The sequence below is a fragment of the Azospirillum picis genome, assembly GCF_017876115.1.
Taxonomy (GTDB): domain Bacteria; phylum Pseudomonadota; class Alphaproteobacteria; order Azospirillales; family Azospirillaceae; genus Azospirillum; species Azospirillum picis.
Map to the genome: position 1 here is coordinate 30,881 of NZ_JAGINO010000024.1, position 23,711 is coordinate 54,591.

Sequence of the window (23,711 nt, forward strand, 5' to 3'; positions counted from 1 at the left end):
GCGACGCCCTCGCCGCGGGCTGGGCGCCCCCGCCGGCCATCCGCACAGCACCTCATCCGACCGGATGCGAGATGTGCGCACTGGCCATAACGCGCAAGAGGCGGTGCCGGAACGCCGATGGCGGCATTGCCGGAAAGCGGCGCCTCCGGCCGGGGCCGGCGGGAACGTCGGCCGGCGGGCGCGGTTACCACCGGGCAACTCAACATACGGGTGATCGATGACCGTGCAGCAGTCCATGGCCTTCGGGTTGGTCGGCATCGTGGTCGCGATGCTGGTCTGGAACAGGCTGCGCTTCGACGTGGTCGCGCTGCTGGCCCTCCTGGCGGGCGTGTTTCTTGGGCTGATCCCGGCGGACAAGGCGTTCTCCGGCTTCGCCGACGACATCGTGGTGATCATCGCCTCCGCCCTCGTCGTCAGCGCGGGCATCGCCCGCTCGGGCGTTATCGACGCGCTGGTGCGCCCGGTGGCGGCCAAGCTCGACCGACCGGGCCGGCAGATCGCCTTCCTGGGCGGGGCGGTCGCCTTCATGTCGGCGCTGATGAAGAACATCGGGGCGCTGGCCATCTTCCTGCCGATCACCATGCAGCTCGCCCGCCGGCACCGGACCGGCGCGCACCGTGTCCTGATGCCGCTGGCCTTCGCCTCGCTGATGGGCGGGCTGATGACGCTGGTCGGCACCTCGCCGAACATCATCGTGTCCAGGGTGCGCGCCGAGATCGTCGGCCAGCCCTTCTCCATGTTCGACTACCTGCCGGTCGGGCTGGGGATCACGCTGGCCGGCCTAGCCTTCTTGGTCTTCGGCTGGCGCCTGCTGCCCCAGCACCGCAGCGGCGCCCGTTCGGCGGAGGACACCTTCGCCGTCGAGAACTACGCCAGCGAGATGAGGCTGCCGGCCGGTTCGCCCTTCGTCGGACGTACCGTCCGCGACGTCGAGGCGCTGGCCGAGGGCGAGGCCCAGGTGATCGGCATCATCCGCGAGCGCTTCCGCCGCTACGTGCCGGACCTGCACTGGACGCTGCTGGCGGATGACATCCTGGTGCTGGAGGGCGATGCGCCGGCCCTGCAGCGGATCGTCCAGGGCGCCGCGCTGGAACCGCTGGGCATCCTGGAGGACGCCGATGGCGAGCTGCTGGCGGTGGAGGCGGTGGTGACGCCGGACTCGCCGCTGGCCGGGCACTCCGCCAGCCGCCTCGACCTGCGCGGGCGCTTCGGCGTCAGCCTCCTGGCGGTCAGCCGGACCGCCGAGCGGATCGCCCAGCGCCTGCACCATGTCGTGTTCAGGAAGGGCGACCTGCTCCTCCTCCAGGTTCCGGCCGACCGCTATCCCGACGCCCTGGCCGACGCCAACCTCATCCCGCTGGCCGAGCGGCGCCTGCAGCTCGGCCGGCGCCGCCCGATGTGGGTCCCGGTGGGCATCGTCGTCGTCACGATGATCGTCGTCGGCTTCCACCTCGCGCCGCTGGCCGTCACCTTCCTGGCGGCGGCCACCGCGATGGTGGTCACCGGCGTGCTCAGCGTCGAGGACGCCTACCATGCGGTGGAATGGCCGATCATCATCCTGCTCGCCGCGCTGATCCCGGTCAGCGGCACGCTGGAGAGCACCGGCGCGACCGGGGTGATCTCGACGCTCCTCGCCGACGCCGCGCGCGGCCTGCCGGCGGTGGCCTGCGTGGCGCTGATCATGGCCGCCGCCATGGCGGTCACTCCCTTCCTCAACAACGCCGCGACGGTGCTGGTCATGGCCCCAATCGGCGCCGGCGTGGCCCAGCAGCTCGGGCTCAGCCCCGATCCCTTCCTGATGGCGGTCGCCGTCGGCGCCGGCAGCGACTTCCTGACGCCAATCGGCCACCAGTGCAACACCCTGGTCATGGGGCCGGGGGGCTACCGGTTCGGCGATTATCCGCGGTTGGGGGTGCCGCTGTCGCTGCTGATCCTGCTGCTGGGCACCTGGCTGATCGTCATGGTCTGGCCGCTGGCCGGCGCCTGACCGGCGATCCGAAACCGGAGTGGGGGCCGGAACAAGCCCCGCCGCCCCCCCGTTGCACATGCCGAGAAGAGCGAGGTCACGACCGTGCTGGTTTCCGAGATCATGGCCAAGGCGCTGGAGTTCATCCAGCCGGACGCCACCATTCAAGAAGCCGCCACGCTGATGGGCGAGCTGGACGTCGGTGCCCTGCCGGTCGGCGCGCCCGAGGATCTGCTGGGGATCCTCACCGATCGCGACATCCTGTTCCGCGTGGTGGCGGCCGGCGGCGACAACACGCGGGTACGGGTGCGCGACGTCATGTCCAGTTCGGTGTTCACCTGCCGCGACACCGACACGCTGGCGACGGCGATGGACATCATGGGCGCCTACCACGTGCGCCGCCTGCCGGTGCTGGACGCGGCGGACCGGGTGGTCGGCTGGGTGACCCTGACCGACGTATCGCGCCGCCTGCTTCTGGACACCGGCACCATCCGCACGGCGCTGGGCGAACTCAGCGGCGGCGCGCAGGACGGTTAGGCCGTGCCGGCAGAAGAGGCTTTCAGGCTTCCTCACGCGATAAGCGCGCTGCGGCACGGATTGTCGTGGTCGAGTGAGGGAAGTCCGCCCTGACGCGGGTTGCGATCAAGAGGGCCGCGAGGAGCATGACGGCGCTTCCTCCGATGAAGACGCCGGAGATTCCGCTCATGCCGTACATGACGCCGCCCGCGGCGGCCCCGGCGGCAATGGCGCCCTGCACCGACGCGACCACCATTCCGCCGGCGCTTTCGGCCTGATCGGGAACCGACCGTGCGACCCAAGTCGACCAAGCAACCGGAATGCCGCCGAACGCAAGCCCCCAGAAGGCCACGAGCAAGGCAAGCGCCCCTCCCGACGGCGCCGGCAGCACAAGCGTCAGCCCGGCGATACCGACGAGGGTGGGCATGATGATCAGCGTACCCCGCAGGCTACGCTCCATCAGCCACCCTCCCAGCAATGTCCCCGCGAAGTTCGCGACGCCGAAACCCAGCAGGATCATCGCCAGCCCTTCCGCTTGCACGCCGGCGGCATTTTCCAGGAATGGCCGGATGTAGGTGAACAATGCATAGTGTCCGGTATGCGCCAGCACGCAGCCGACCATGCCCATCGCGATGCCGGGGCGTAGGGCGACGTCCAGCACCGTCCTCAGCCGGGTCGTGCTTTTACGCGGCGCCAGCCGCGGAAGGGCGGCCAACTGAAAAGCCAGCGTCACCGACCCGATCACGGCGGCGGCAAGGAATGCACTGCGCCAGCCGAACAGCCCGCCGAGGTAGCTCCCCAGCGGCACCGCCACCACCGTCCCCGCGGCGATGCCGCTGAAGATGATCGAAAGAGCCCTGGGCAACAGCGCAGAGGGCACAAGGCGCATCGCGACGGCCGCCGCCATGCTCCAGAAGCCTCCAAGCGCGATGCCCAGAAAGACCCGCATCACCAGGAGGATGGCAAGGCTGGACGAAATCGCGACCAGCAGATTCGACGCGATCGTCAGTATGGAAAAGCCGAGGAGCACCCTGCGCCGATCCATATGCCGGGTGAGGACCGGGACAAGCAAACCGGAGAACAGCGCGACAACCGCCGTCACGGTTACGGCCTGTCCCGCCAAGGCCTCCGAAACCCCGAGGTCCACAGCCATCGGTGTCAGCAAGCTGGCCGGCAGATATTCTGCCGTCAACAACCCGAACACACCCATGGTGAGCGAGAAGATCGCCAACCATGCCGGGGAGGTGGGGTCTTCTTGTGCCAGAGTGTCGGGGATTTCATCGGGCACGGTATCGCAGGCGCAGCCAGTCATGGGGCAATTACCTTTCTCAACCATCGTTGCCACGAAACTAGACGTGCATCTCCGGACGGTCTATGATCCGACATCCTGTTTCTTTGATCGAAACTCCGGAATGGCCCTCCCAGACCAAGGCGCTCAGTCAACCGACCTCATCAGCGAGCTGCTGACTGGCATGAGGTTGCGGGGGGTCCAGTATCGTCGCCTGCAGACCGGCCCCGAGTTCGGCATAAGCTTCGGGAACCGGCCCGGCCACGTCTATTTCCACTACCTTGCGGTGGGGTCGGCGGTGCTCAGCACCGGCGGTGAATCGCATCACCTGTCGGCAGGCAATGCCGTGCTCCTGCCTCAGGGGCGTGAGCATGCATTGGTGTCCCATGGCGACGTTCCGCTGGCAGACATCGACAGCCTTGTTGCGGCTCCGCTCGGAGAACCGGTCTTCGGGGTCGATACCTGCCCCAGCACCGGCAGCGTTCCCAGCGCCGTTCTTTTTTACGGGTGCATGGAATTTGATCTTGGCGGGATGCAGGGACTTGGTCCGTTGATGCCACATGTCCTGCTGGCGGATACGGCGGGCGGCCGCTACCCCGGGTTGCCGCCGATCATCGCGGCGATGAAAGGGGAAATATGCTCGGGGCGCATTGGTTTCGCCGGCATCATGGCACGTCTCGCCGAAGTGGTGGCCGCGATGATGATCCGCGGCTGGATTGAAGGCGGATACGATGATGCGGTTGGTCTTCTGGCGGCATTGCGCGACCCGCGACTGGCGCGCGCGATCCTGGCATTGCACCGGGACCCTGGCCGCGAATGGACGGTGGAGGATCTGGCGAAGGAGTGCAACATCTCCCGCTCGGTTTTTGCCGAACGCTTTCAGGCAACCATTGGTGTCTCACCGTTGCGCTATGCCACGGAAGTGAGAATGCACTTGGCCCGCCGATGGCTGACGCAAGACAGGATGCCCATTGAAATCGTGTCGGACCGTCTCGGATATTCATCTCAGGCCGCTTTCAGCCGCGCTTTCAAAAGAATCACCGGAGCTCCGCCCGGTGCCAGCCGCCGAGCATCGGCCGGGCAGAAGCCCGTTTGAATCCTGCCCTGGCGTCAGGGTCGGTAACGATCAGGACGGTTCGGCGGTTTCAAAGCAGGGAGGCCACAGATCAGAGCGCCAACCATCTGTTCGCACGCCATCTGTTCGCACGCTCAGGCAGACGCTCCAATCTGCCGATCCAGGCGACGATGCCTGGAAAAGGGGAAGGTTATCTTTGGAGAAGATGCTTCAAAATGCGTTTCTGTTTAAAATTGCGGCCAACGGCCCCGCCGCCCCAAAAACCGTTCGGGGTACATAGCCTCGTAACTCAACGCAGCGCTCAGCACCGAGGAATCGGCTCCACGCGCGCCAACAATTTGCAAGCCGATCGGCAATCCGTTTTCGCTGAAGCCGCAAGGCACGGAACATGCGGGTTGTTGGCTCAGGTTGATCGGGAAACTGAACGAACACCATTCAATCCAGCTTTCAGCATCGCTTGCCGCTGGAATATCCGCGCCGGCTTCGAACGGCAGGATCGGAACGGTCGGTGACATGATGTAGTCGAACTGCGATAGCAACTCGTCCATCGCTGCGCCATACCGGCTCCGCTTCACTTCGGCATCCATTCGTTGAACGGCACTATACCTGTCTCCGATGCGGGCTGTTCGAAGAAAGTTTGGGTCGAGTTCGTTGTGGTGGGAAGGCTCGATGGATGAGACACGATTGGCGGCGCCTACGCACCAATGACGATTGTAGATATCGAGAAGATCATCCTGGTAGGGGAGTCGAACCTCGGTTACGTGAGCCCCTGCTTCTTCCAAATCCTTCAGAACAGCTTCTATCGAATCCGCCACGCATTCATCGACTGTTCCCACGCAGGGCGTCTTCCAATAGCCTATCCGTTTTCCATGCCATTGAATCTCGGCGGCGGTGACGGGAGGGAAGGGCAGTGGCGGCTGTGTCCAATCCCGCAAATCCCGCCCTGACATGACGTCGAGCATGATCGCGGCGTCGTCAACACTGCGTGTCATCGGCCCGATATGCGCCACCGTACCGAAGGAGCTCGGAGGATTGGCGGCAACCCGGCCATAGGTCGGTTTGTGACCGACCACTCCGGTGAAGGACGCAGGAATACGGATGGAGCCGCCGCCGTCGGTGCCGAGGTGTAGGACGCCGGCGCCACAAGCGGCTGCGACGGCGGCGCCCCCGGAAGAACCGCCGGGGGTCCGGGTGGGATCCCAGGGGTTGCGTGTTATGCCGAATGCCGGGCTATGGGTGACGGCTTTTCCACCATATTCGGGGGTCGTCGTCTGCGCGATGAACACGGCACCGGCCCGGCGTAGCCTGGAAACCGAAGGGGCGTCCTGCGTCGCAGGCGTATCGGGCATGGTCAGGCTGCCATACCGGACCGTCCATCCGTCGACGTCGACAATATCTTTGATCGTCGTCGGGATTCCATCGATCGTGGAGAGGTTTTCCCCGTTCCTCCAACGCTTTTCCGACTCTCTCGCGGCGCTGAGTGCGCCGGCGCGGTCGATGTGGGTGAAGGCGTTGAACGGGCCTTGGATTCTATCGGCACAATCAAGTGTTGCTTGTGCGACCTCGACAGGAGACAGGTCACGCTTCCGGTAGGCGCGGGCCAGCGTCGTGACGTCCAAACGACAGAGGTCGGTCTCGTCAAATCCGGCATTGATGAGATCTGAGGTGTTTTCCATGCTTCATTTCTCGTGACTTGTTGTGTGGAGTGATTGCGGCCCTTGGGTCGGCAGCGCGATGCATCACCGTCGATGCAAGTCCATTGTCCATGGGCGGCAGGGGCGTTACGGAGAAATGGTCGCGTCGGCCTTGATGATTTCCCTCTGCGGGGCGGCGCCGGGCGGGGTGATATCCGCGAGATCCACGCCCGCAGTCTCCCGGATCAGAAGTCCTGCGGCGATTGCGACCAGGCCCAAGGCAATCAGATAGTAGTGATAGAGATACTCATGGCCGATATCTGCAAGATACGTATTCAGATACGGCGCGGTCCCGCCGAATATGGCCACGGACACTGAAGAAATGAACCCGACACCTTGTGCGCGTGCCTGCGTTGGAACCTGCTCCGACAACACCGCCGGGAAAATGGAGGCGATGAAGCCCCAGGCACCCAACCCCATGATCTGTGCCCAGAAGAGCGTATGTGGCTCGGTCGTCAGTATATTGGCGATGGGGTAAGTCAAGATGACGACCAGTACGCCCCAGATGATCATCACGGGTTTACGGCCTATCCGATCCGAGATGATTCCACAGATCGGCAGCCAAGCCAGGCAAAAGGCCATGGCAAGCAAACTTGCCCGATAAGCGTCGCCCGCATCCATACCCCGTGCGATCGCAGTCGACGGACCGAAGGTTACCCATGTGTAATAGGCGACATTCGTAGTGCAGTTCAGCATGATGAGATTACGAGCGATGCGAAACATCTCGGGTCGAGATAGTTTCCGTGAGCAGCGCTGTTCATTCTGTTGTTCAAAGACGTGCGATTCCTCAACGGAGCGGCGCATGAAGAGGGCATAGATGCCCAGCAGGCCACCGACCGCGAAGCCTATGCGCCAGCCGTAATCGTTCATCGCCTCCGGACCGAGCAGCGAGGTCAGGCCGGCGGCAACCGCGGTCGCCGCCATCACCCCCAGGGTCACGCTTACAAACACCGAGCTTGACCACAATCCGCGATGTCTGCTGGGAGCGATTTCCGCAACATAAGTGTATGAAACGCCAGTTTCCCCACCATGGGCCAAGCCCTGCAAGGTGCGGAAGACCAGAAGCGCGATCGACGCGGACAGGCCGATGTCCTGGTAGTTCGGGATAAGCGCAATCCCAAGGCTGCTGATCGCGAGAAGCGATATGGTAACCACCATGATAGTCTTGCGGCCGACCCGATCGCCCATTCGACCAAATACCAGTCCGCCAATAGGACGAGCAAAGAAGCCCACCGCAAATACGGCAAGAGTGGAAAGCAAAGCGGAACGCGCGTCGGATTTTTCGAAAAGGTTCCGTGCCAGATAGACGGAGAATGTTGCGTAGAGCGTCCAGTCGAACCACTCGAGCGCATTGCCGACAGCCACGGCACGCAGAGACTTCAGGCGCCCTTTTCGGGACATGCTATCGTCCAAATCGTCCTCCTGCGGTTGGTGGTATTCGCAGCATAAGGCGCATGTTCCAGCCAGCCGGCGGCTTCACGCCGACAAGCGTGGTCCGATCCGGAAGCAGGATTTCTTCAGCCGCCCTCGCCGTGTTTGTTTTTGTTGGCGATCATCGCGGGTGAGCAATGCGGCGCATGAATACAAACAAAGAATTTGCTTTTGTGTCAAGCAGTGAATTATAGTGTCATCAGATGACACATTAGCGAAGCATGTTCCTCAAGGGAGAGCGGAGATGACCAATGGCAACAAGTCTTTACCGAAGGTGCGGGCGGTCGAGCGCGCGATGGCGCTCCTGCGCGCATTCGGGCCAGCCACACCCAGCTTGTCGCTGACGGACCTCGCACGGCTGACGGATCTTGACAAAGGCACGACCCGACGCCTGCTGCAGACGCTCGCAGCCGATGATTTCGTCGAATTCGACGAGGGGACCAAGACATATTCGCTCGGTCCAGGCGTTCTGCTGCTCTTCCCCGGAGTGCAGTTCGGGCGGGATTTGCGCGATGTCGCCGCACCCGTCTTGGGTCGGCTTGCCGAACAGACCGGGGCGACGTCGTTTATTTGGATCTTTTTCAACGGAAAGGCTCTCTGCCTCGACCGTGTAAAGGGCCCTAATCTTCACATCGATACACGCTGGTCGGCGATCGGCTCGCAGGTTTCACTCAACCGCAGCGGCGGGCCACGGGTTCTCCTGGCGTATCTGTCGCCCGAACAGCGCACCCAGGCGTTGCTCGGACCGCTGGAGCACCACACCGAATTCACGGTGACCGATAAAGCCGCATTGGAAACCGCCGCCGTCGAGATACGCAAGCGCGGTTGGGAATTTGCCGTGGACGACTACATTCTGGGGATGGCCGGGCTCGGTGCCCCTGTTTTCGACCAGAAGGGAACGGTGGTCGCAAGCGTCAGCATCACCACTCTGACACCTCAGTTCGAGATGGAGGATGGCCGCCCTCACGCCGTCTCTCTCGTTCTTGCAGCGGCTTCCGAGATCGGCGCGCGACTTCGCCCCGATTGTTGAAGCGACTTGCGCCATTCCGCAGGCGGTATCGGCGGATGATGGGGAGCGGCGGCCATCCCCATCGCCGCTGACCGTCCGCCCCCCTACCGGAAGCCGCGCCTTGCGGCTCAGTCGGCGTTGCTCGACCCGACGAAAACGGGGCGGAACGGAAGCCCGGGGGCCGTCCTACAGCCGCAGCCCCATCTGCCGGTTCAGCCGGACCACGAGGTCGGCGGGGAGACCGAGGCGCAGGGCGAGGTAGCGCAGGTAGGCCTGGTTGACCGCCGCGGACTTGTCGACCACGGCGAGCGAGACGGCGTAGACGCGCGACGCCAGGCGCGGCGTGTCGACCTGCCGGATCAGCTCCTCCAGGCAGTGCGGCTCACCGATCCGTTCCTCCATGCGGCCTCGCTCCTCCTCGTCCAGCGCGCTGGCCCGGATCACGCTGGCGATCCGCTGCCGCTCCTTCTCGTCGAGCCCGCCGTCGGCCTGCGCCGCGGCGGCCATGGCGCGGATCAGCAGCCGTGCTTCCGCGGCTTCGACCGTATGCAGTTCGATCGGACCGGCGTCCAGCAACTGGTGGCGGTTGCGCAGATGCGCGTCCAGGATTTGCCGCCCCAGCACCGCGTGCAGCACCGGCCGATGCCCGAACCGCGAGCCCGTCGGGCTGTCATCCCGGCGTTGCATCCCGTCCATCGCGGGTTCCTTCCCGATTGTCATGATGTTTCCCGCCTCGATCCGTCCTCGCTCCGGCGGGTCAGGGCGGGGGCACGGCCGCCCCTTCCGATCGCCGCTGCATCGCCTCGTCGATCTGGGTCAGCAGGCGGGAGAAGTCGATGGGCTTCGGGTGGTAGTCGTCGCATCCCGCCTGGAGGGTCTTCTCGCGGTCGCCGGACATGGCATGGGCGGTCAGCGCGATGATCGGGATCGCGGCGGTTTCCGCACCGTTTTTCAGCTCGCGCGCGGCGGTCCAGCCGTCGATGACCGGCAGGTTCATGTCGAGCAGGATGACGTCGGGCCGCTCGCCGCGCGCCATGTCGACGCCCTGGCGTCCGTCGAAGGCGAGGACCACGTCGTGGCCCCGCCGCTTCAGGCGGCGCGACAGGAAATCCCAGATCTCCTCATGGTCCTCGACCAGCAGCAGCTTAGCCATTCGTTCCTCCCTTTTCTTCCGGCCCGCCGGCCGGCGCGTCCCGCCCGCCCGGTTGCGACCGCAGGCGCGTGATCGCGTCCCTCAACTCCTCGATCATCCCGTCCGCTCCGTCCTCCGTCACCGGGATTATGTCGCGCACCCGGCCCCGCAGCTCCTCCGTCTCGTGCCGGCCGATCGCCTGCGAGGCGACGACGATGACGGGGATGCGGCTCCAGGCCGGGGTGCGGCCCAGCGCCCGCAGGAAGCCGAAGCCGTCCATGCCCGACATCAGCGGGTCCATCAGGATGACGGACGGCGTCGCCTTGTCGAGCTGGGCGAAGGCCTGCGCCTCCGTCTCGGCTTCCCGCACCATCCAGCCGTCCCGGCCCAGCTCGGCACCCAGCAGCGACCGCGTCTCGTCGGCGTCCAGCAGCACCAGGGCGGTGCCGGGTGCCGGCCCGCCGAGCGTGCCCAGCACCCGGTGCAGCCGCTGCCAGTCCACCGGCTTGGTGAAGTAGTCGGTGGCCCCCAGCGACAGGGCCAGCCCCTTTTCCCGGCGGGCGGAGATGATGATGACCGGGATGTCGGCCAGCTCCGGCTCCGCCTTCAGCATGGACAGCACGGACCAGCCGTCGGTGCGCGGCATCATCACGTCCAGCAGGATGGCGCGCGGCCGGATCTGGCGGGCGATGGACAGGCCGGTCTCGCCGTCGGCCGCCAGGGCGACGCCGAATCCTTCGCGATGGAGGAAGCGGGCGAGCAGCTCGCGCATCGCCTGTTCGTCGTCGATGATCAGGACGGTCTCGCGCGCCTCGGTCCGCGGCGGCAGGTCCCCGGCAACCGGGCCGGGCTCGCCATCCTGCGGGCCCTCCTGCGGGCCGGGCACCGGACCCCGGCGCAGGTCGGCCGGCAGCCGCAGGGTGAAGCAGGTCCCGCGGCCGGGCGCCGTGTCGACGGAGATGCCGCCGCCCAGCATCTCGGCAAAGGCCTTGGTGATCGCCAGCCCCAGCCCGGTCCCGCCGAAACGGCGGGTGGTCGAGCTGTCGGCCTGCATGAACCGCTCGAACAGGCGGTCGATCTGCTCTGTGGTCATGCCGATGCCGGTGTCGGCGACGCGGAAGACCAGCATGCCGCCCGTACCGCGCTCAGCCACGCCGCTGTCGCTGTCGCCGTCGCGGCGGGGGCCGGCCGGCTCGCGCTCCACCGCCAGCGTGACGGTGCCGCCCTGGGTGAATTTGGCGGCGTTGCTCAGCAGGTTGAACAGGCACTGGCGCACCTTCACCACGTCGCTGTGCATCCGTCCGGGATCGCCGGCGATCTCCACGGCCAGCCGGTTCCCCTTCTTGGCGACCAGCGCCTCGACGGTCGCGGCGACCTCGCGGGTCAGTTGGGCGACGTCGGCGTCCTCGCCATGCACCTCCATCTTGCCGGCCTCGATCTTGGAGATGTCGAGCACCCCGTTGATCAGGGTCAGCAGGTGGCGGGCGTTGGCCTCGATCTTCTCCAGGTCGGGCAGCATGCTGTCGACGCCGAGGTCGGCCAGCTCCTCCTCCAGCATCTCGGTGTAGCCGATCACGGCGCTCAGCGGCGTGCGCAGCTCATGGCTCATGTTGGCGATGAACAGGCTCTTGGCGCGGTTGGCCTCCTCGGCGGCGAACCGCGCGGCCTCCAGTTCCGCTTCCACCCGCTTGCGCCGGCTGATGTCCTGCATCGCCCCGATCATGCGCAGCGGCATCCCGGCGGCGTTGCGCAGGACGAAGCCGCGGTCGAGGATGCTGGCATAGCTTCCGTCGGCGCGGCGGAAGCGGTACTCGTCGTTCCAGCGCGTGCCGCCGCCGTCGATGACGGCATGGATGCCGCTCACCACATGGTCCTGGTCGTCGGGATGGATGTGGTCCATCCACCAGCTCCCGGTCGTCTCCGACATCTCCTCGCCATAGCCGAACAGCGTGTGCACGGCGTCGTTCCAGTGGATGCGGTCGTCGGCGAGGTTCCAGTCCCAGATGGCGTCGTTGGTGGCCCGCGCCGCCAGCCGGTAGCGCTCCTCCGTCTCGCGCAGCGCCTCCTCGGCGCGGCGGCGGGTCGTGATGTCGGTGTGGACGCCGACCCATTCCTGCACCTGGCCGTCGCCGTCCAGCAGCGGCACCGCCCGCACCAGCATGTCGCGGTAGTCGCCGTCATGCCGGCGCAGCCGGTGCTCGGCCTTGTAGACGGTGCGGCCGGCGCGGGCCGCGCGCCACGCCTCGGCGGTGTGGGGACGGTCGTCGGGATGGATCGCCGCGATCCAGCCGGCCCCCTTCAGCTCTTCGAAGCTCTGGCCGGTGAAGTCGCTCCAGCCCGGCTGCGGCACCTCGAAGCGGCCCTTCTCCGAGGTGTTCCAGACGATCGCCGCCGTCGCCTCGACCAACGAGCGGAAGCGCTCCTCTCCGATCCGCAGCCGGTCCTCCGCCCGCTTGCGGTCGGTGATGTCCCAGGTGACGCCGATCAGCGTCAGGCAACGGTCCGGTCGGCCGTCGGTCACGATGCCGCGGGCCACCGCCCAGCGCGTTTCGCCCGACGGCAGGACGACGCGGAACTCGGCGTCGTATTCGCCGCGTTCCCGCCGCGCCGTCTCGATGATCTCCTGGATGCGCAGCCGGTCGCCCGCATGCACCCGGTCGACCACCTGTGCGCCGCGGATCGGCTCCCCGGGCGCGAAGCCGAAGATCTCGCGCAGCCTGCCGTCCGCCTCGATCCGGTCGTCGTCGAGGTTCCAGGACCAGGCGCCGATGCGCGCGGCGCTGAGCGCGAGTTGCAGCCGGCGTTCCACCTCCGTCACCCGCGCCTCGGCGTTGCGTTGCTCGGTGACGTCGGTGTTGGTGCCAAGCCAGTGCAGGATGCGACCGGCGCCGTCGCGGACCGGCACGGCGCGCGACAGGAACCAGCGGTACGATCCGTCGCGCCCGCGCAGCGGGAAGGTGTCCTCCCACGGCTCGCCCTCGCGGATGGACCGCAGGAAGCCGGCGGTGGCGCGCTCGACATGGTCGGGGTGATGGACGATGCGCCAGTTCCAGCCCTCGGTCTCCCCCGGCTCGGTGCCGGTGAAGTCGTACCAGCGCTGGTTGTACCAGTAGATCGCGCCGCCGGCATCGGCCATCCAGGTGAGCTGCGGGATGGAGTTGGCCAGCGTGCGGAACTGCGCCTCGCTCTCGCGGAGCTGCTCCTCGGCGCGGCGGCGCTCGGTGGCGTCGCGCGCGATCTTCAGGAAGCCGCGCAGCGTGCCCCGCGCATCGTGCAGCGGCCGGACCGAGCCCTCGGCATAGAAGAGCGACCCGTCCTTGCGCACGCGCCAGCCGTCGTTGCGCGCGAAGCCGGTTTCGCGCGCGATGCTGCGCTCGGCCTGCGGGATCGCCTTGTCCCGATCCTCCGGCGTGAACAGGATGCCGGTGTCCCGCCCCAGGATCTCCTCGGGCGCCCACTGGAAGATCTCCTGGGCGCCGGCCGGCCAGGAGGTGATGCGGCCCTCGGGGTCGGTCATCAGGATGGCGTGGTCGCGGATGCCCTCCAGCATCAGCGTCTGCTGCTCGGTGCGCTCGTGGTAGGCGGCCTCGACGCGCGCCCGGTCGATCGCCCCGCCCAGCAGGTTGGCGACGCCCTGCAGGAAAGCGGCGTCCGCGGCGTTGAAGCGCCCGTCCTCCCGGCTGTCGACCTCCAGCACCCCGAAGGGCGTGCCCTCGCCCTGGATGATGACGTTGATCGCCCGCTTCACGCCGTGCTCGGCCAGCAGCCGCGGGCAGTGGAACCGCTTCTCGTCGGCGAGGTCGTTGGAGATGACCGGCTGCCCGGTCTTCAGCGCATAGCCGGCGGGCGAGGCGAGGTCCGCCTCGACGAAGCGCCGCCCGACCACGCCCGGCTGCCAGCCGACGCCGGCGCGGACCAGCAGCCGGTCTTCGCCGTCGGGACCCCGGCTCCATTCCAGCGCCTTGCACAGGCCGGTGCCGAGCCCTTCGGCGCACAGGCCGGTCGCCACCTGCAGCAGGGCGGCGATGTCGGTGCTTTTCAGCGCCGTCATGCCGAAGCGGGCCAGCAGGTCCTGCTGGCGCTCCCGCCGGGCGAGGTCCTCCGCCAGCCGGCGGGGCGGAGAGGGGTGGGTCTGCTGCGGGGAAGAGAGCGGAATGGGAGGCATGACCCTTGCGCGGCGGCCGGAACGGTGGGGAGAGGCGGCGCCGCTGCCGAAGAAGCGGCCGGAAGGACAACAGCCGGCGACGGCGATCGTCCACCATGGCGGGATGGGTACCGCCGGATACCCCTCGCTTCTCACACCGCGCCCGCCGCCGCTCCGTCCATCGCCACTCCGCCCACCGCCACTCCGCCCGCCGGCCTTTCGGTTTCCCCCCTCGGCCGGCTCGATTCTCAGCCGGTCTGCCGGGCCGCCGGGCCGCCGCCCAGGCCGTGCGCCTGCATCCGCCACAGGGCGTGGAAGGCGCCGCCGCGGGCGTGCAGCTCCGACGGCGGGCCGTCCTCGACGATGCGGCCGTCCGCCATCACCACGATCCGGTCGAAGCCGCCCAGGGTCGACAGCCTGTGCGCCACCGCCAGCACGGTGCGGCCATGGATCAGCCGTTCCAGCGCCTGCTGCACCTCGGCTTCGGAATGGCTGTCCAGGGCGGAGGTCGCCTCGTCCAGCACGATGATCGGGGCGTCCTTCAGGATGGCGCGGGCGATGCCGATGCGCTGGCGCTGGCCGCCCGACAGCTTGATGCCCCGCTCGCCGACCAGCGTGCCGTAGCCCTCCGGCAGGGCGCGGATGAAGTCGTCGCAGCGGGCGGCGTGCGCCGCCTCCATCACCTCTTCGTCGGTCGCGTCGGGCCGGCCGTAGCGGATGTTCTCCAGCACCGAGCGGTGGAACAGCACGATCTCCTGCGGCACCACGGCGATGGCGGCGCGCAGGCTGTCCTGGGTGACCGCGGTCAGCTCCTGTCCGTCGATCAGCACCCGGCCGGCCTGGGGATCGTCCAGCCGTTGCAGCAGTCCGACCAGCGTCGACTTGCCGGCGCCCGACGGCCCGACCACCCCGACGCGCTGGCCGGCCGGGACATGCAGGCTGAAGGCCCGGAACACCCGGCGCCCGTCGGGATACGCGAAGGAGACGGCCTCGAAATCGATGGCGCCGCCCAGTGGGACCAGCGGGCGGGCGTCCGGCGCGTCTGCGACGGCATGGCGCGGCCCGATGACCCGCAGGGTCTCGGCGATCATGCCGAACTGCTGGGTGGTGCCGACCAGCGCGAAGGCGAGGTCGCGCGAGCCGTGCAGGATGCGGAAGGTCAGGGTGGTGACAACCACCACGTCGCCGGGCGTGATGCGGCCCTGCGTCCACTGCCAGACCGCCCAGCTCAGCATGCCGCCCGCCATGACCCACAGGAAGGCGTCGTGCAGCATGCGGGTCTTCTCCAGGTACAGCCAGCTCCCGCGCTGGGCCTTCGCCTCGCGGCCGAACTTGCTTTCCAGCCGTTCCGCCTCGATGGCGCGGGCGGAGAAGGCCTTCACCGCCCACATGTTCGACACCACGTCCACCAGCTCGCCGCCGGCCTGCGCCGCCTGGTCGGAATAGGCGCGGTGCCGCGGCCGGCCCCGCACCCCGACGCCGCCGATCACCCCGGCCACGACCAGCACGAACAGCGCCAGCGCCGCCGCCATCTGCCACTGGATGGTGGACAGCACGATGACGGCGCCGATGAAGTCGATGCAGGGCGGCAGGATGTTCCAGGTGATGGTGTTGGTCAGGGCCCCCACCGCGCCGGCGGTCTGGGTGATGCGGTTGCCCAGCGCGCCGGAGAAATGCTCGGCGAAGTAATGGACCGGGTGCCCGGTCAGGTGGCGGAACAGGTCGAGCCGGATGTCCACCCCGACCCCCACCACCGTCCGGCAGGCGAGCCACCCGGCCGAGCGCCACAGCGCGTTCTCCGCCCCGATCAGCACGATGAACAGCAGCAGCGGCGACCACACCGACGAGCGGTCGGTGTCCGGGGCGGCCATCGCGTCGACCAGTAGCTTCATCCCGTACTGTACCGCCACGGCACAGGCCGCCGCCCCGACCACCAGCGCCAGCAACCCGCCGAAATGGGCGGGCCAGCGCCGGATATAGCCCCACAGGAAGGCGGCCGGGCGGCCGGGCAGCGGGTCGGAGGACCAGAGGGACGGATCTCCGGGGCCGCCGCTCATTCGGCGGCTCCGGCGATCCATTGTGTGACGGCTGCGGGATCGGGGGAGGTCATGCCGTCGAAAATGGCCTGCTGGCGCCGAAGTTCCGCCGCCATCGCCGCATTCTCCGGGCGGGCGCCCCGGGCATCGGGAAAGCCGAGCAGTCCGACCGGGCAGTGCCGGTCGTTGTCCCAGCCGGGATATTCCAGCACCGGATAGAGGCACATCCCCTCGACCGCCGCGCCGGCGGCCATCGCCGCCCGCGTCTCTTCCGCCACATAGGCGAACCAGGGCGCGCGCTCCTCGCCCTCGGCGCCGGTCTCGGCGATCAGCACCGGGCGGCCATAGCGCTCATGAACCTCCGCCAGCATCTCGCGGAAGGGGCGGAACTGCGGGTGGCCGCGCGGGATGGTGCCGCCGCCGATGTACCACTGGTTGTCGGGGTAGAAGTTGACGCCGACGATGTCCAGCAGCTCCGGCCGGCCGCCCAGTCCCGGCCACAGGTCGCCGCGGATCATGTCCCAGGACTGGAACTGCGCCATCCGGAAGGCGTCAGCCTCGCGGCGGTCGCGCGGCCGGTCGGGACGGGCGGCCGTGTGGATGACCGGGTCGACCAGCACGAAGCGGGCACGCGGATCGACCGCCCGCACCGCCTCGATCCCGGCGATGGCGGCGCGCACCAACTGGTGCTTCAACTCGAAGCCGCGGCCGCGCGCACCGGGATTGAACTGCGCCATGTCGCCGCCGGCCCACGACCAGTAGGCGATCTCGTTGACCGGGCAGTAGAAGGGAACGTCGTCGGTCTCGTCACGCACCAATGCCGCCGCGGCCGCGGCGAAACGGGCGAAGCGGTCGACGAACTCCGGCCGCCAGATGTCGATGCCGTCGGGCCAGCCATAGTGGCAGAGATCCCAGATCGGCTGCATGCCCTCGTCACGGGCGGCGTGCAGCATCGGCAGGAAGCTGGACCAGTCGTAGCGGCCGGGCGCCGTCTCGATCCGGTGCCAGCGCAGGCCGTCGCGCACGCTGCGCAGCCCGAAGCCGCGCAGTGTGTGGTAGTCGGTCTTCGCATGGGCATCGTGACCGGTCGCCTGAAGCAGGTCGAGCCGGCGGCCGTCGCTGCGGCGGTGGCTTGAGCATTCGAAGCCGCCCATGAGGAAGCTGGCGAAGAGGGTGGGAACGTGCATCGTCTGCGGACCGCGGTGTCGGGGACGGGGAGGGGCGGATGTCAGAGCGCGACCGGCTCGGTCGCGCTCCGTCCGCCGATGGCGGCGATGCGTTCGGCCGCGGCGCGGGTGCCGCCCCCGGTCCCGCCTTTGGCCTCGGCCTCGGCGAGACGGCCGTAGAGCGCCAGGGCCTGCCCCACCACCTGGTCCATGTTGTAGTAGCGGTAGGTCGCCAGCCGGCCGACGAAATGCACGCCCGGCGTGGCGTCCGCCAGCGCCTGGTACTGGCGGTACAGCGCGGCGTTCTCCGGCTTGGGCACCGGGTAATAGGGGTCGCCCTCCGCCGACGGGTATTCGTAGGTCAGGGCCGTGCGCGGATGGCTCTGACCGGTCAGGTGCTTGTACTCGGTGATGCGCGTGTGGGCCACCTCCTCCGCCGGGTAGTTCACTACCCCCACCGGCTGGAACCACTCCCGGTCCACCGTCTCGTGCCGGAAGCGCAGCGACCGGTAGGGCAGGCGCCCGAAGCGGAAGTCGAAATACTCGTCCACCGGGCCGGTGAAGATCAGGCGGTCGTAGCGCACCTCGCGCGCCACCGTCCGGTGGTCGCTGCCGAGCGCCAGGGTGATGTTGGGATGGTCGAGCATGGCCTCGAACATCCGCGTATAGCCGTGCAGCGGCATCATCTGGAACTTGTCGCCAAAATAGCGGTCGTCGTCGTTGGTCCGCGTCGGCACCCGCGCGGTGACGCTCCTGTCCAGCTCCGACGGGTCCAGCCCCCATTGCTTGCGGGTGTAGCCGCGGAAGAACGTCTCGTACAGCTCGCGCCCGACCGCCCCCACAACCACGTCCTCCGAGGTGCGGACCTCCGCCACCGGCTCGGCCTTCGATTTAAGGAAGGTCGCCACGCCCGCCTCGTCGAGGTCGAGGCCGTACAGCCGGTTGACCGTGGTGCGGTTGATCGGGATCGGCACCAGTTGCCCGGCGGCCTGCGCCAGAACGCGGTGCTCGTAGGGACGCCACCCGGTGAAGCGCGACAGGTAGTCGACCACCTGTTGGGAGTTGGTGTGGAAGATGTGCGGGCCGTAGCGGTGGATCAGCAGCCCGTCGTCGTTCAGATGGTCGTAGGCGTTGCCGCCGATGTGCGGCCGCCGGTCGATCAGCAGCACCCGCTTGTCCAGGCCGCGGGCCAGCCGCTCGGCCAGGACACTGCCGGCGAAGCCGGCGCCGACGATCAGGTAATCGAACCGGGCACGGCCGCCATGGGCCGGGGCACGCCCATCATGGCTGGGGGAGGCGACGGCGGGGCCGTTTCCGGCTTCGTCGTTCAGCGAACGCATTCGATCAGTCCCTTCATCCGGCTCCAGGTGCTGTCCCAGGACATGTCCGAGAGCGTGCGGTCGATGGCGGCCAGCCACTCCGGCGAGCCCCTGTCCACCGCCAGCGCCCATTCGCAGGCCTCCACGAAGGCTTCGGGTGTATCGGCGATGCGCACCACCCCGCTGTCGCCGTAGTGGCGGATCACGTCGGTGATGGGGGTGGAAACCACCGGCCGGCCGGCGGCGAGGTATTCCGGGGTCTTGGTCGGGCTGATGAAGCGGGTGGAGTCGTTCAGTGCGAAGGGCATCAGCGCCACGTCCCAGCCGGCCAGCCAGGCGGGCAGCTCGCCATAGCCGCGCATGCCGGGATAGTGGATGTTGGGCCGCTTCGGCAGGCTGTCCGGATCGATCTTCACCACCGGGCCCAGCATGACGAACTGCCAGTCGGGCCGCAGGGCGGCGACGGCGTCGAGCAGCCCGATGTCGAAGCGCTCGTCGATCACGCCGTAGAAGCCGAGGCGCGGGCGCGGGATGGACGCCTGGTCGGGCGCCTCCGCGACCCGGCGGGCGGTGGCGAAGTGGGGGATGTCGACGCTGCTGGGGAAGGGGTGGACATTGGCGTGCCGCCCGCGCTTGGCCTCCCACAGGCTGTAGCCGCCGGTGAAGACCAAGTCGGCCCGCGCCATCAGCGCCCGCTCGCGCTCCACCAGTTCGGGCGGGGCGCCGCGGAATCCCGACAGCTCGTCCATGCAGTCGTAGACGACGACCGCGGCGTCGAGCCGGTCGGCGAACTGCGGGCTCATCGGCGTGTAGTACCAGAGGATCGGCCGGCGGATGCCGAGGTCGCGGAATGCCTCATCGAGCACCGCCGTCTGCGCCGCCTCGGCCTCGGCACCGCGCATGCCCCGCGGCAGTTGGGGGACCAGCAGCTTGATGCTGCAACTGGTGCCGTAGACCGCCAGCCCGGGTTCGGAGACGTCCGCCTCCACCGGTTCCTCGACGTAGAACAGGCGGTGATGGCGGGAGAAGCGTTCCATCAGGTGCTGCGGGCGCTGGTGGACGAATCCCCAGCGCAGGTGTGAGAAGCACAGGAAATCTCCCGCCGGTCCGCCGGCCTTCTCTTCCCTGTCCTCCGACGTCGGCCGCAAGCGGGTAACCGGTTCGATGCCGGGCGGATCGTCCTGCAGGGCGAACACCTCGTCCTTGCCAGCATACTGCATGCTTGCTCCTGTGCCCGAAGGCGGTCTGGGTCGTTGGGGAGAGCGGGGTTATACCGTAATGAGCGACGTGATCGCCGGAAGGTTCTTAAAAGACAACATCCCATCCGATCGATTTCGTTAAAAAGGACGTAGATTTCCTAAGACGAATGCCCATGATGGCGTAATCGAATACTGGGCACACTTCGCTCCTCGGCGGTACAATTTCGACGCTAACATTGACGGTTTGCGGTCTTGCACTGAAAAAGCGACTTTATGCCAACGGAACAATGCCCGAACGATGGTCGCTGGCCGGTGTGGGGATGACCCAAAGGTCAGCGCGCGCCCGCCGGTCCTGTACCGATAGGCACAGCGTGAACAAAGCCCCGCCGGCGCACGTTGCCTTGTGTTCCCGGGTGTCGGCCGCAGCGGCCGGTGCGTCGCACGGGCGGGCGGAAAAGAAGACGGCCCCCCTCCCGGCGTGGGAGGGGGGCCGTCCTGCGTCCTGCGTCGATGGCCCGGCGCTCAGTGGTGATACGCCACTCCGGCCGAACCGGCATTGGGCCTCGCCGCCGGCTCGGTGATCCGCGCCCCGGCCATCCGGCGCAGCAGCACGTAGAAGACCGGGGTCAGCAGCAGGCCGAACAGCGTCACGCCCAGCATGCCGGCGAACACCGCGACACCCATGGCGTGCCGCATCTCCGCCCCGGCGCCGGTGGAGGTCACCAGCGGCACCACGCCCATGATGAAGGCGATGGAGGTCATCAGGATCGGCCGCAGCCGCAGGCGGCTGGCCTCGATGGCGGCCTGGACGGCGCTGCGGCCCTGCTCCTCCAACTCGCGGGCGAACTCGACGATCAGGATGGCGTTCTTGGCCGACAGGCCGACCAGCACCATGAAGCCGATCTGGGTGAAGATGTTGTTGTCGCCGCCGGTGATCCAGACGCCGGCCAGCGCCGACATCAGGCTCATCGGCACGATCATCAGGATGGCCAGCGGCAGGGTCAGGCTCTCGTACTGCGCCGCCAGCACCAGGAACACCAGCAGGATGCTGATCGGGAACACCCACAGCGCGGAGTTGCCGGCCAGGATCTGCTGGTAGGTCAGGTCGGTCCACTCGAAGCGCACCCCGCGCGGCAGCGTCTCCGCCGCGATGCGCTCGGCCGCCGCCTCGGCCTGGCCGGAGGAGAAGCCCGGCGCCGGCCCGCCGTTGATGTCGGCGGCGGTGTAGCCGTTGTAGCGCACCACCATCTCCGGCCCGTAGCTCTGCTTCACCTGCACCAGCGAGGACAGCGGCACCATGTCGCCGCGGTCGTTGCGGGTCTTCAGCAGGCCGATGTCGGCCGATTCGGCGCGGAACTGGGCGTCGGCCTGCACCCGCACCTGGTAGACGCGGCCGAAGCTGTTGAAGTCGTTGACGTAGAGCGATCCCAGATAGATCTGCATGGTGTCGAACACGTCGCCGACCGACACGCCCTGCTGCTTGGCCTTCACCCGGTCGAGGTCGACGTCGAGCTGCGGCACGTTGATCTGGTAGCTGGAGAAGGTCGGCCCCAGCTCCGGCGTCTGCATCGCCTTCTTCACGAACTCGCCGACCGCGGCGTTCAGCGCCTCGTAGCCCAGCGCGCCGCGGTCCTCGATCTGCATCTTGAAGCCGCCCAGCGTACCCAGCCCCATCACCGGCGGCGGCGGGAAGATGGCGACGAAGGCCTCCTTCATCGCGGCGTAGCGCCCCTGCAGGTCGGCGGCGATGGCGGCGGCCGACAGCGACGGGTCCTTGCGCTCCTCGAAGGGCTTCAGGGTGACGAAGACGATGCCGGCGCTGGAGCTGTTGGTGAAGCCGTTGACCGACAGCCCGGGGAAGGCGACGGCGCTCTGCACGCCCGGCCGCTTCAGCGCGATGTCGGTCATCTCGCGGATCACCGCCTCGGTGCGGTCGAGCGAGGCGCCGTTGGGAAGCTGGGCGAAGCTGATGAGGTATTCCTTGTCCTGCGCCGGGACGAAGCCCATCGGCACCGCGCGGCCGAGCAGCACCGTCACCCCCAGCAGCAGGACATAGACCAGCATCATCATGCCCTTGTGCCGCACCACCCCGCCGACGCCGCGGCCGTAGCCGGTGGAGGCGCGGTGGAACACCCGGTTGAACAGGCGGAAGAAGCCGCCGAACACCCGGTTCATGCCGCGGGTCAGCCAGTCCTGCGGCTGGTCGTGGCCGCGCAGCAGCACCGCCGACAGCGCCGGCGACAGCGTCAGCGAGTTGAAGGCCGAGATGACGGTGGAGATCGCGATGGTCATCGCGAACTGCTTGTAGAACTCGCCCGACAGGCCGGTCATCGCCGCCAGCGGCACGAAGACCGCGACCAGCGTCAGCGCGATGGCGATGATCGGCCCGCTGACCTCGCGCATCGCCTTGTAGGTGGCTTCCTTGGCCGACAGGCCGGATTCGATGTTGCGCTCGACGTTCTCGACCACGACGATGGCGTCGTCGACGACGATGCCGATGGCCAGCACCATGCCGAACAGCGACAGCGCGTTGATCGAATAGCCCAGCAGGAACATCAGCGAGAAGGTGCCGACGATCGACACCGGCACCGCCAGCAGCGGGATGATGGAGGCGCGCCAGGTCTGCAGGAAGACGATCACCACCAGCACCACCAGGGCGACCGCCTCCAGCAGCGTGTGGATCACCGCCTCGATGCTCGACTCCACGAAGCGCGTCGGGTCGTAGACGATGCTGTAGTTGACCCCCTCGGGCATCTCGGCCTGCAGTTCGGCCATGGTGGCGCGGACGTTGTTGGCGATGTTCAGCGCGTTGGCGCCCGGCGCCTGGTTGATCGCCAGTGCCACCGCCGGCTTGTTGTCCAGCAGCGAGCGCAACCCGTACTGCGCCGCCGCCAGCTCCACCCGCGCCACGTCCTGCAGGTAGGTGACGCCGCCGTCCTTGCCGATCTTCAGCACGATGCGGCCGAACTCGTCGACCGTCTTCAGCCGGCCCTGGGCGTTGATCGAGAGCTGCAGCGGCGTGTCGGGCAGGCTGGGCGAGGCGCCGATCACGCCGGCCGCCACCTGGACGTTCTGCTCGCGGATCGCCGACACCACGTCGGCGGCGGTCAGGCCGCGCTCGGCCACCTTGTTGGGGTCGAGCCAGACGCGCATCGAATAGTCGCCGGAGCCCCACACCTGCACCTCGCCGACGCCCTGGATGCGGCTCAGCCGGTCCTTGACGTTGAGGATGGCGTAGTTGCGCAGGTAGGTCATGTCGTAGCGGTCGTTGGGCGACAGCAGGTGCACGACCATGGTCAGCGTCGGCGAGGACTTGACCGTGGTCACGCCCAGCCGCTGCACGTCCTCCGGCAGGCGGGGCAGCGCCTGGGCGACGCGGTTCTGGACGAGCTGCTGCGCCTTGTCCGGGTCGGTGCCGAGCCGGAAGGTGACGGTCAGCGCCATGTTGCCGTCGCTGTTCGCCTGCGACTGCATGTACAGCATGTTTTCCACGCCGTTGATCTGCTCCTCCAGCGGAGCGGCGACGGTCTCGGCGATGACCTTGGGGTTGGCGCCCGGATATTGCGCCCGGACGACGACGGAGGGGGGGACCACCTCCGGGTATTCGGAGATCGGCAACTGGAACAGCGAGATCATGCCCGCCAGGAACAGCGCCACGGACAGGACGCCCGCGAAGATCGGGCGGTCGATGAAGAATTTAGAGATGTTCATGACGGCTCTCCCGGCGGAACTCGGT

15 protein-coding genes are annotated in these 23,711 nt (G+C 67.8%); 4 read left to right on the forward strand and 11 right to left on the reverse strand.

Annotated features, from left to right (window positions below; all coding sequences use genetic code 11):
• The first annotated feature begins 217 nt into the window (after nt 1-217).
• Both J2850_RS25485 and J2850_RS25490 read left to right on the forward strand, forming a co-directional pair.
• The gene (locus J2850_RS25485; RefSeq protein ID WP_209988256.1) at nt 218-1,987 is read left to right on the forward strand and encodes an SLC13 family permease; all 1,770 of its coding nucleotides are present in this window, start codon (nt 218-220) and stop codon (nt 1,985-1,987) included.
• A gap of 84 nt (nt 1,988-2,071) precedes the next feature.
• On the forward strand, nt 2,072-2,503 hold the full coding sequence (locus J2850_RS25490; protein WP_307354530.1) for a CBS domain-containing protein: 432 nt from the start codon (nt 2,072-2,074) through the stop codon (nt 2,501-2,503).
• Between the two features lie 22 nt (nt 2,504-2,525).
• Here J2850_RS25490 and J2850_RS25495 read toward each other — a convergent pair whose 3' ends face one another.
• Complete coding sequence (locus J2850_RS25495) at nt 2,526-3,794, reverse strand: MFS transporter (protein WP_209988258.1); 1,269 nt, start codon at nt 3,792-3,794, stop codon at nt 2,526-2,528.
• A gap of 100 nt (nt 3,795-3,894) precedes the next feature.
• On the opposite strand from J2850_RS25495, the gene J2850_RS25500 reads away from it, so the two are divergent.
• Entirely contained in the window at nt 3,895-4,866 is a 972-nt protein-coding gene (locus J2850_RS25500) for an AraC family transcriptional regulator (protein WP_209988261.1), read from the forward strand.
• Between the two features lie 206 nt (nt 4,867-5,072).
• Here J2850_RS25500 and J2850_RS25505 read toward each other — a convergent pair whose 3' ends face one another.
• Together J2850_RS25505 and J2850_RS25510 are read right to left on the reverse strand one after the other, a co-directional pair.
• Nucleotides 5,073-6,521 carry an amidase gene (locus J2850_RS25505; protein ID WP_209988264.1) on the reverse strand — a complete coding sequence of 483 codons (1,449 nt, stop codon included), beginning with the start codon at nt 6,519-6,521 and terminating at the stop codon, nt 5,073-5,075.
• Nucleotides 6,522-6,626: 105 nt separating this feature from the next.
• Nucleotides 6,627-7,952: an MFS transporter gene (locus tag J2850_RS25510; protein ID WP_209988267.1), complete on the reverse strand. Its 1,326-nt coding sequence runs from the start codon at nt 7,950-7,952 to the stop codon at nt 6,627-6,629.
• A gap of 262 nt (nt 7,953-8,214) precedes the next feature.
• On the opposite strand from J2850_RS25510, the gene J2850_RS25515 reads away from it, so the two are divergent.
• Nucleotides 8,215-9,000 carry an IclR family transcriptional regulator gene (locus J2850_RS25515; RefSeq protein WP_209988271.1) on the forward strand — a complete coding sequence of 262 codons (786 nt, stop codon included), beginning with the start codon at nt 8,215-8,217 and terminating at the stop codon, nt 8,998-9,000.
• 165 nt (nt 9,001-9,165) lie between these two features.
• Here the strand turns inward: J2850_RS25515 and J2850_RS25520 are convergent, their stop codons facing one another.
• From J2850_RS25520 to J2850_RS25555, 8 genes are all read right to left on the reverse strand, one after another.
• Nucleotides 9,166-9,675 carry a DUF533 domain-containing protein gene (locus tag J2850_RS25520; RefSeq protein WP_246513541.1) on the reverse strand — a complete coding sequence of 170 codons (510 nt, stop codon included), beginning with the start codon at nt 9,673-9,675 and terminating at the stop codon, nt 9,166-9,168.
• A gap of 61 nt (nt 9,676-9,736) precedes the next feature.
• Entirely contained in the window at nt 9,737-10,132 is a 396-nt protein-coding gene (locus J2850_RS25525) for a response regulator (RefSeq protein ID WP_209988277.1), read from the reverse strand.
• Nucleotides 10,125-14,276: a PAS domain S-box protein gene (locus J2850_RS25530; RefSeq protein ID WP_209988280.1), complete on the reverse strand. Its 4,152-nt coding sequence runs from the start codon at nt 14,274-14,276 to the stop codon at nt 10,125-10,127. Before J2850_RS25530 ends, J2850_RS25525 begins: the two co-directional genes overlap by 8 nt.
• Nucleotides 14,277-14,503: 227 nt before the next feature.
• Nucleotides 14,504-16,312 (reverse strand): ABC transporter ATP-binding protein, encoded by a 1,809-nt coding sequence (locus J2850_RS25535; RefSeq protein WP_209988283.1) that lies wholly within the window; start codon nt 16,310-16,312, stop codon nt 14,504-14,506.
• Nucleotides 16,309-17,478: a family 1 glycosylhydrolase gene (locus tag J2850_RS25540; protein ID WP_209988286.1), complete on the reverse strand. Its 1,170-nt coding sequence runs from the start codon at nt 17,476-17,478 to the stop codon at nt 16,309-16,311. Before J2850_RS25540 ends, J2850_RS25535 begins: the two co-directional genes overlap by 4 nt.
• Nucleotides 17,479-17,519: 41 nt before the next feature.
• Nucleotides 17,520-18,797, reverse strand: coding sequence for a UDP-galactopyranose mutase (glf, locus tag J2850_RS25545; RefSeq protein ID WP_209988293.1), 1,278 nt, complete (start codon nt 18,795-18,797; stop codon nt 17,520-17,522).
• The gene (locus J2850_RS25550) at nt 18,785-19,996 is read right to left on the reverse strand and encodes a glycosyltransferase family 1 protein (protein ID WP_209988296.1); all 1,212 of its coding nucleotides are present in this window, start codon (nt 19,994-19,996) and stop codon (nt 18,785-18,787) included. The genes glf and J2850_RS25550 overlap by 13 nt, the downstream gene beginning before the upstream one ends.
• A gap of 501 nt (nt 19,997-20,497) precedes the next feature.
• The gene (locus J2850_RS25555) at nt 20,498-23,686 is read right to left on the reverse strand and encodes an efflux RND transporter permease subunit (RefSeq protein ID WP_209988299.1); all 3,189 of its coding nucleotides are present in this window, start codon (nt 23,684-23,686) and stop codon (nt 20,498-20,500) included.
• Between the last annotated feature and the right edge of the window lie 25 nt (nt 23,687-23,711).

Bases quoted from the DNA above. Each gene is read 5' to 3' on its own strand.
- J2850_RS25525 (WP_209988277.1), bottom strand. From the start codon at position 10,132: ATGGCTAAGCTGCTGCTGGTCGAGGACCATGAGGAGATCTGGGATTTC.
- J2850_RS25500 (WP_209988261.1), top strand. From the start codon at position 3,895: ATGGCCCTCCCAGACCAAGGCGCTCAGTCAACCGACCTCATCAGCGAG.
- J2850_RS25535 (WP_209988283.1), bottom strand. From the start codon at position 16,312: ATGAGCGGCGGCCCCGGAGATCCGTCCCTCTGGTCCTCCGACCCGCTG.
- J2850_RS25540 (WP_209988286.1), bottom strand. From the start codon at position 17,478: ATGCACGTTCCCACCCTCTTCGCCAGCTTCCTCATGGGCGGCTTCGAA.
- J2850_RS25530 (WP_209988280.1), bottom strand. From the start codon at position 14,276: ATGCCTCCCATTCCGCTCTCTTCCCCGCAGCAGACCCACCCCTCTCCG.
- glf (WP_209988293.1), bottom strand. From the start codon at position 18,797: ATGCGTTCGCTGAACGACGAAGCCGGAAACGGCCCCGCCGTCGCCTCC.
- J2850_RS25485 (WP_209988256.1), top strand. From the start codon at position 218: ATGACCGTGCAGCAGTCCATGGCCTTCGGGTTGGTCGGCATCGTGGTC.
- J2850_RS25555 (WP_209988299.1), bottom strand. From the start codon at position 23,686: ATGAACATCTCTAAATTCTTCATCGACCGCCCGATCTTCGCGGGCGTC.
- J2850_RS25550 (WP_209988296.1), bottom strand. From the start codon at position 19,996: ATGCAGTATGCTGGCAAGGACGAGGTGTTCGCCCTGCAGGACGATCCG.
- J2850_RS25505 (WP_209988264.1), bottom strand. From the start codon at position 6,521: ATGGAAAACACCTCAGATCTCATCAATGCCGGATTTGACGAGACCGAC.
- J2850_RS25495 (WP_209988258.1), bottom strand. From the start codon at position 3,794: ATGACTGGCTGCGCCTGCGATACCGTGCCCGATGAAATCCCCGACACT.
- J2850_RS25515 (WP_209988271.1), top strand. From the start codon at position 8,215: ATGACCAATGGCAACAAGTCTTTACCGAAGGTGCGGGCGGTCGAGCGC.
- J2850_RS25520 (WP_246513541.1), bottom strand. From the start codon at position 9,675: ATGGACGGGATGCAACGCCGGGATGACAGCCCGACGGGCTCGCGGTTC.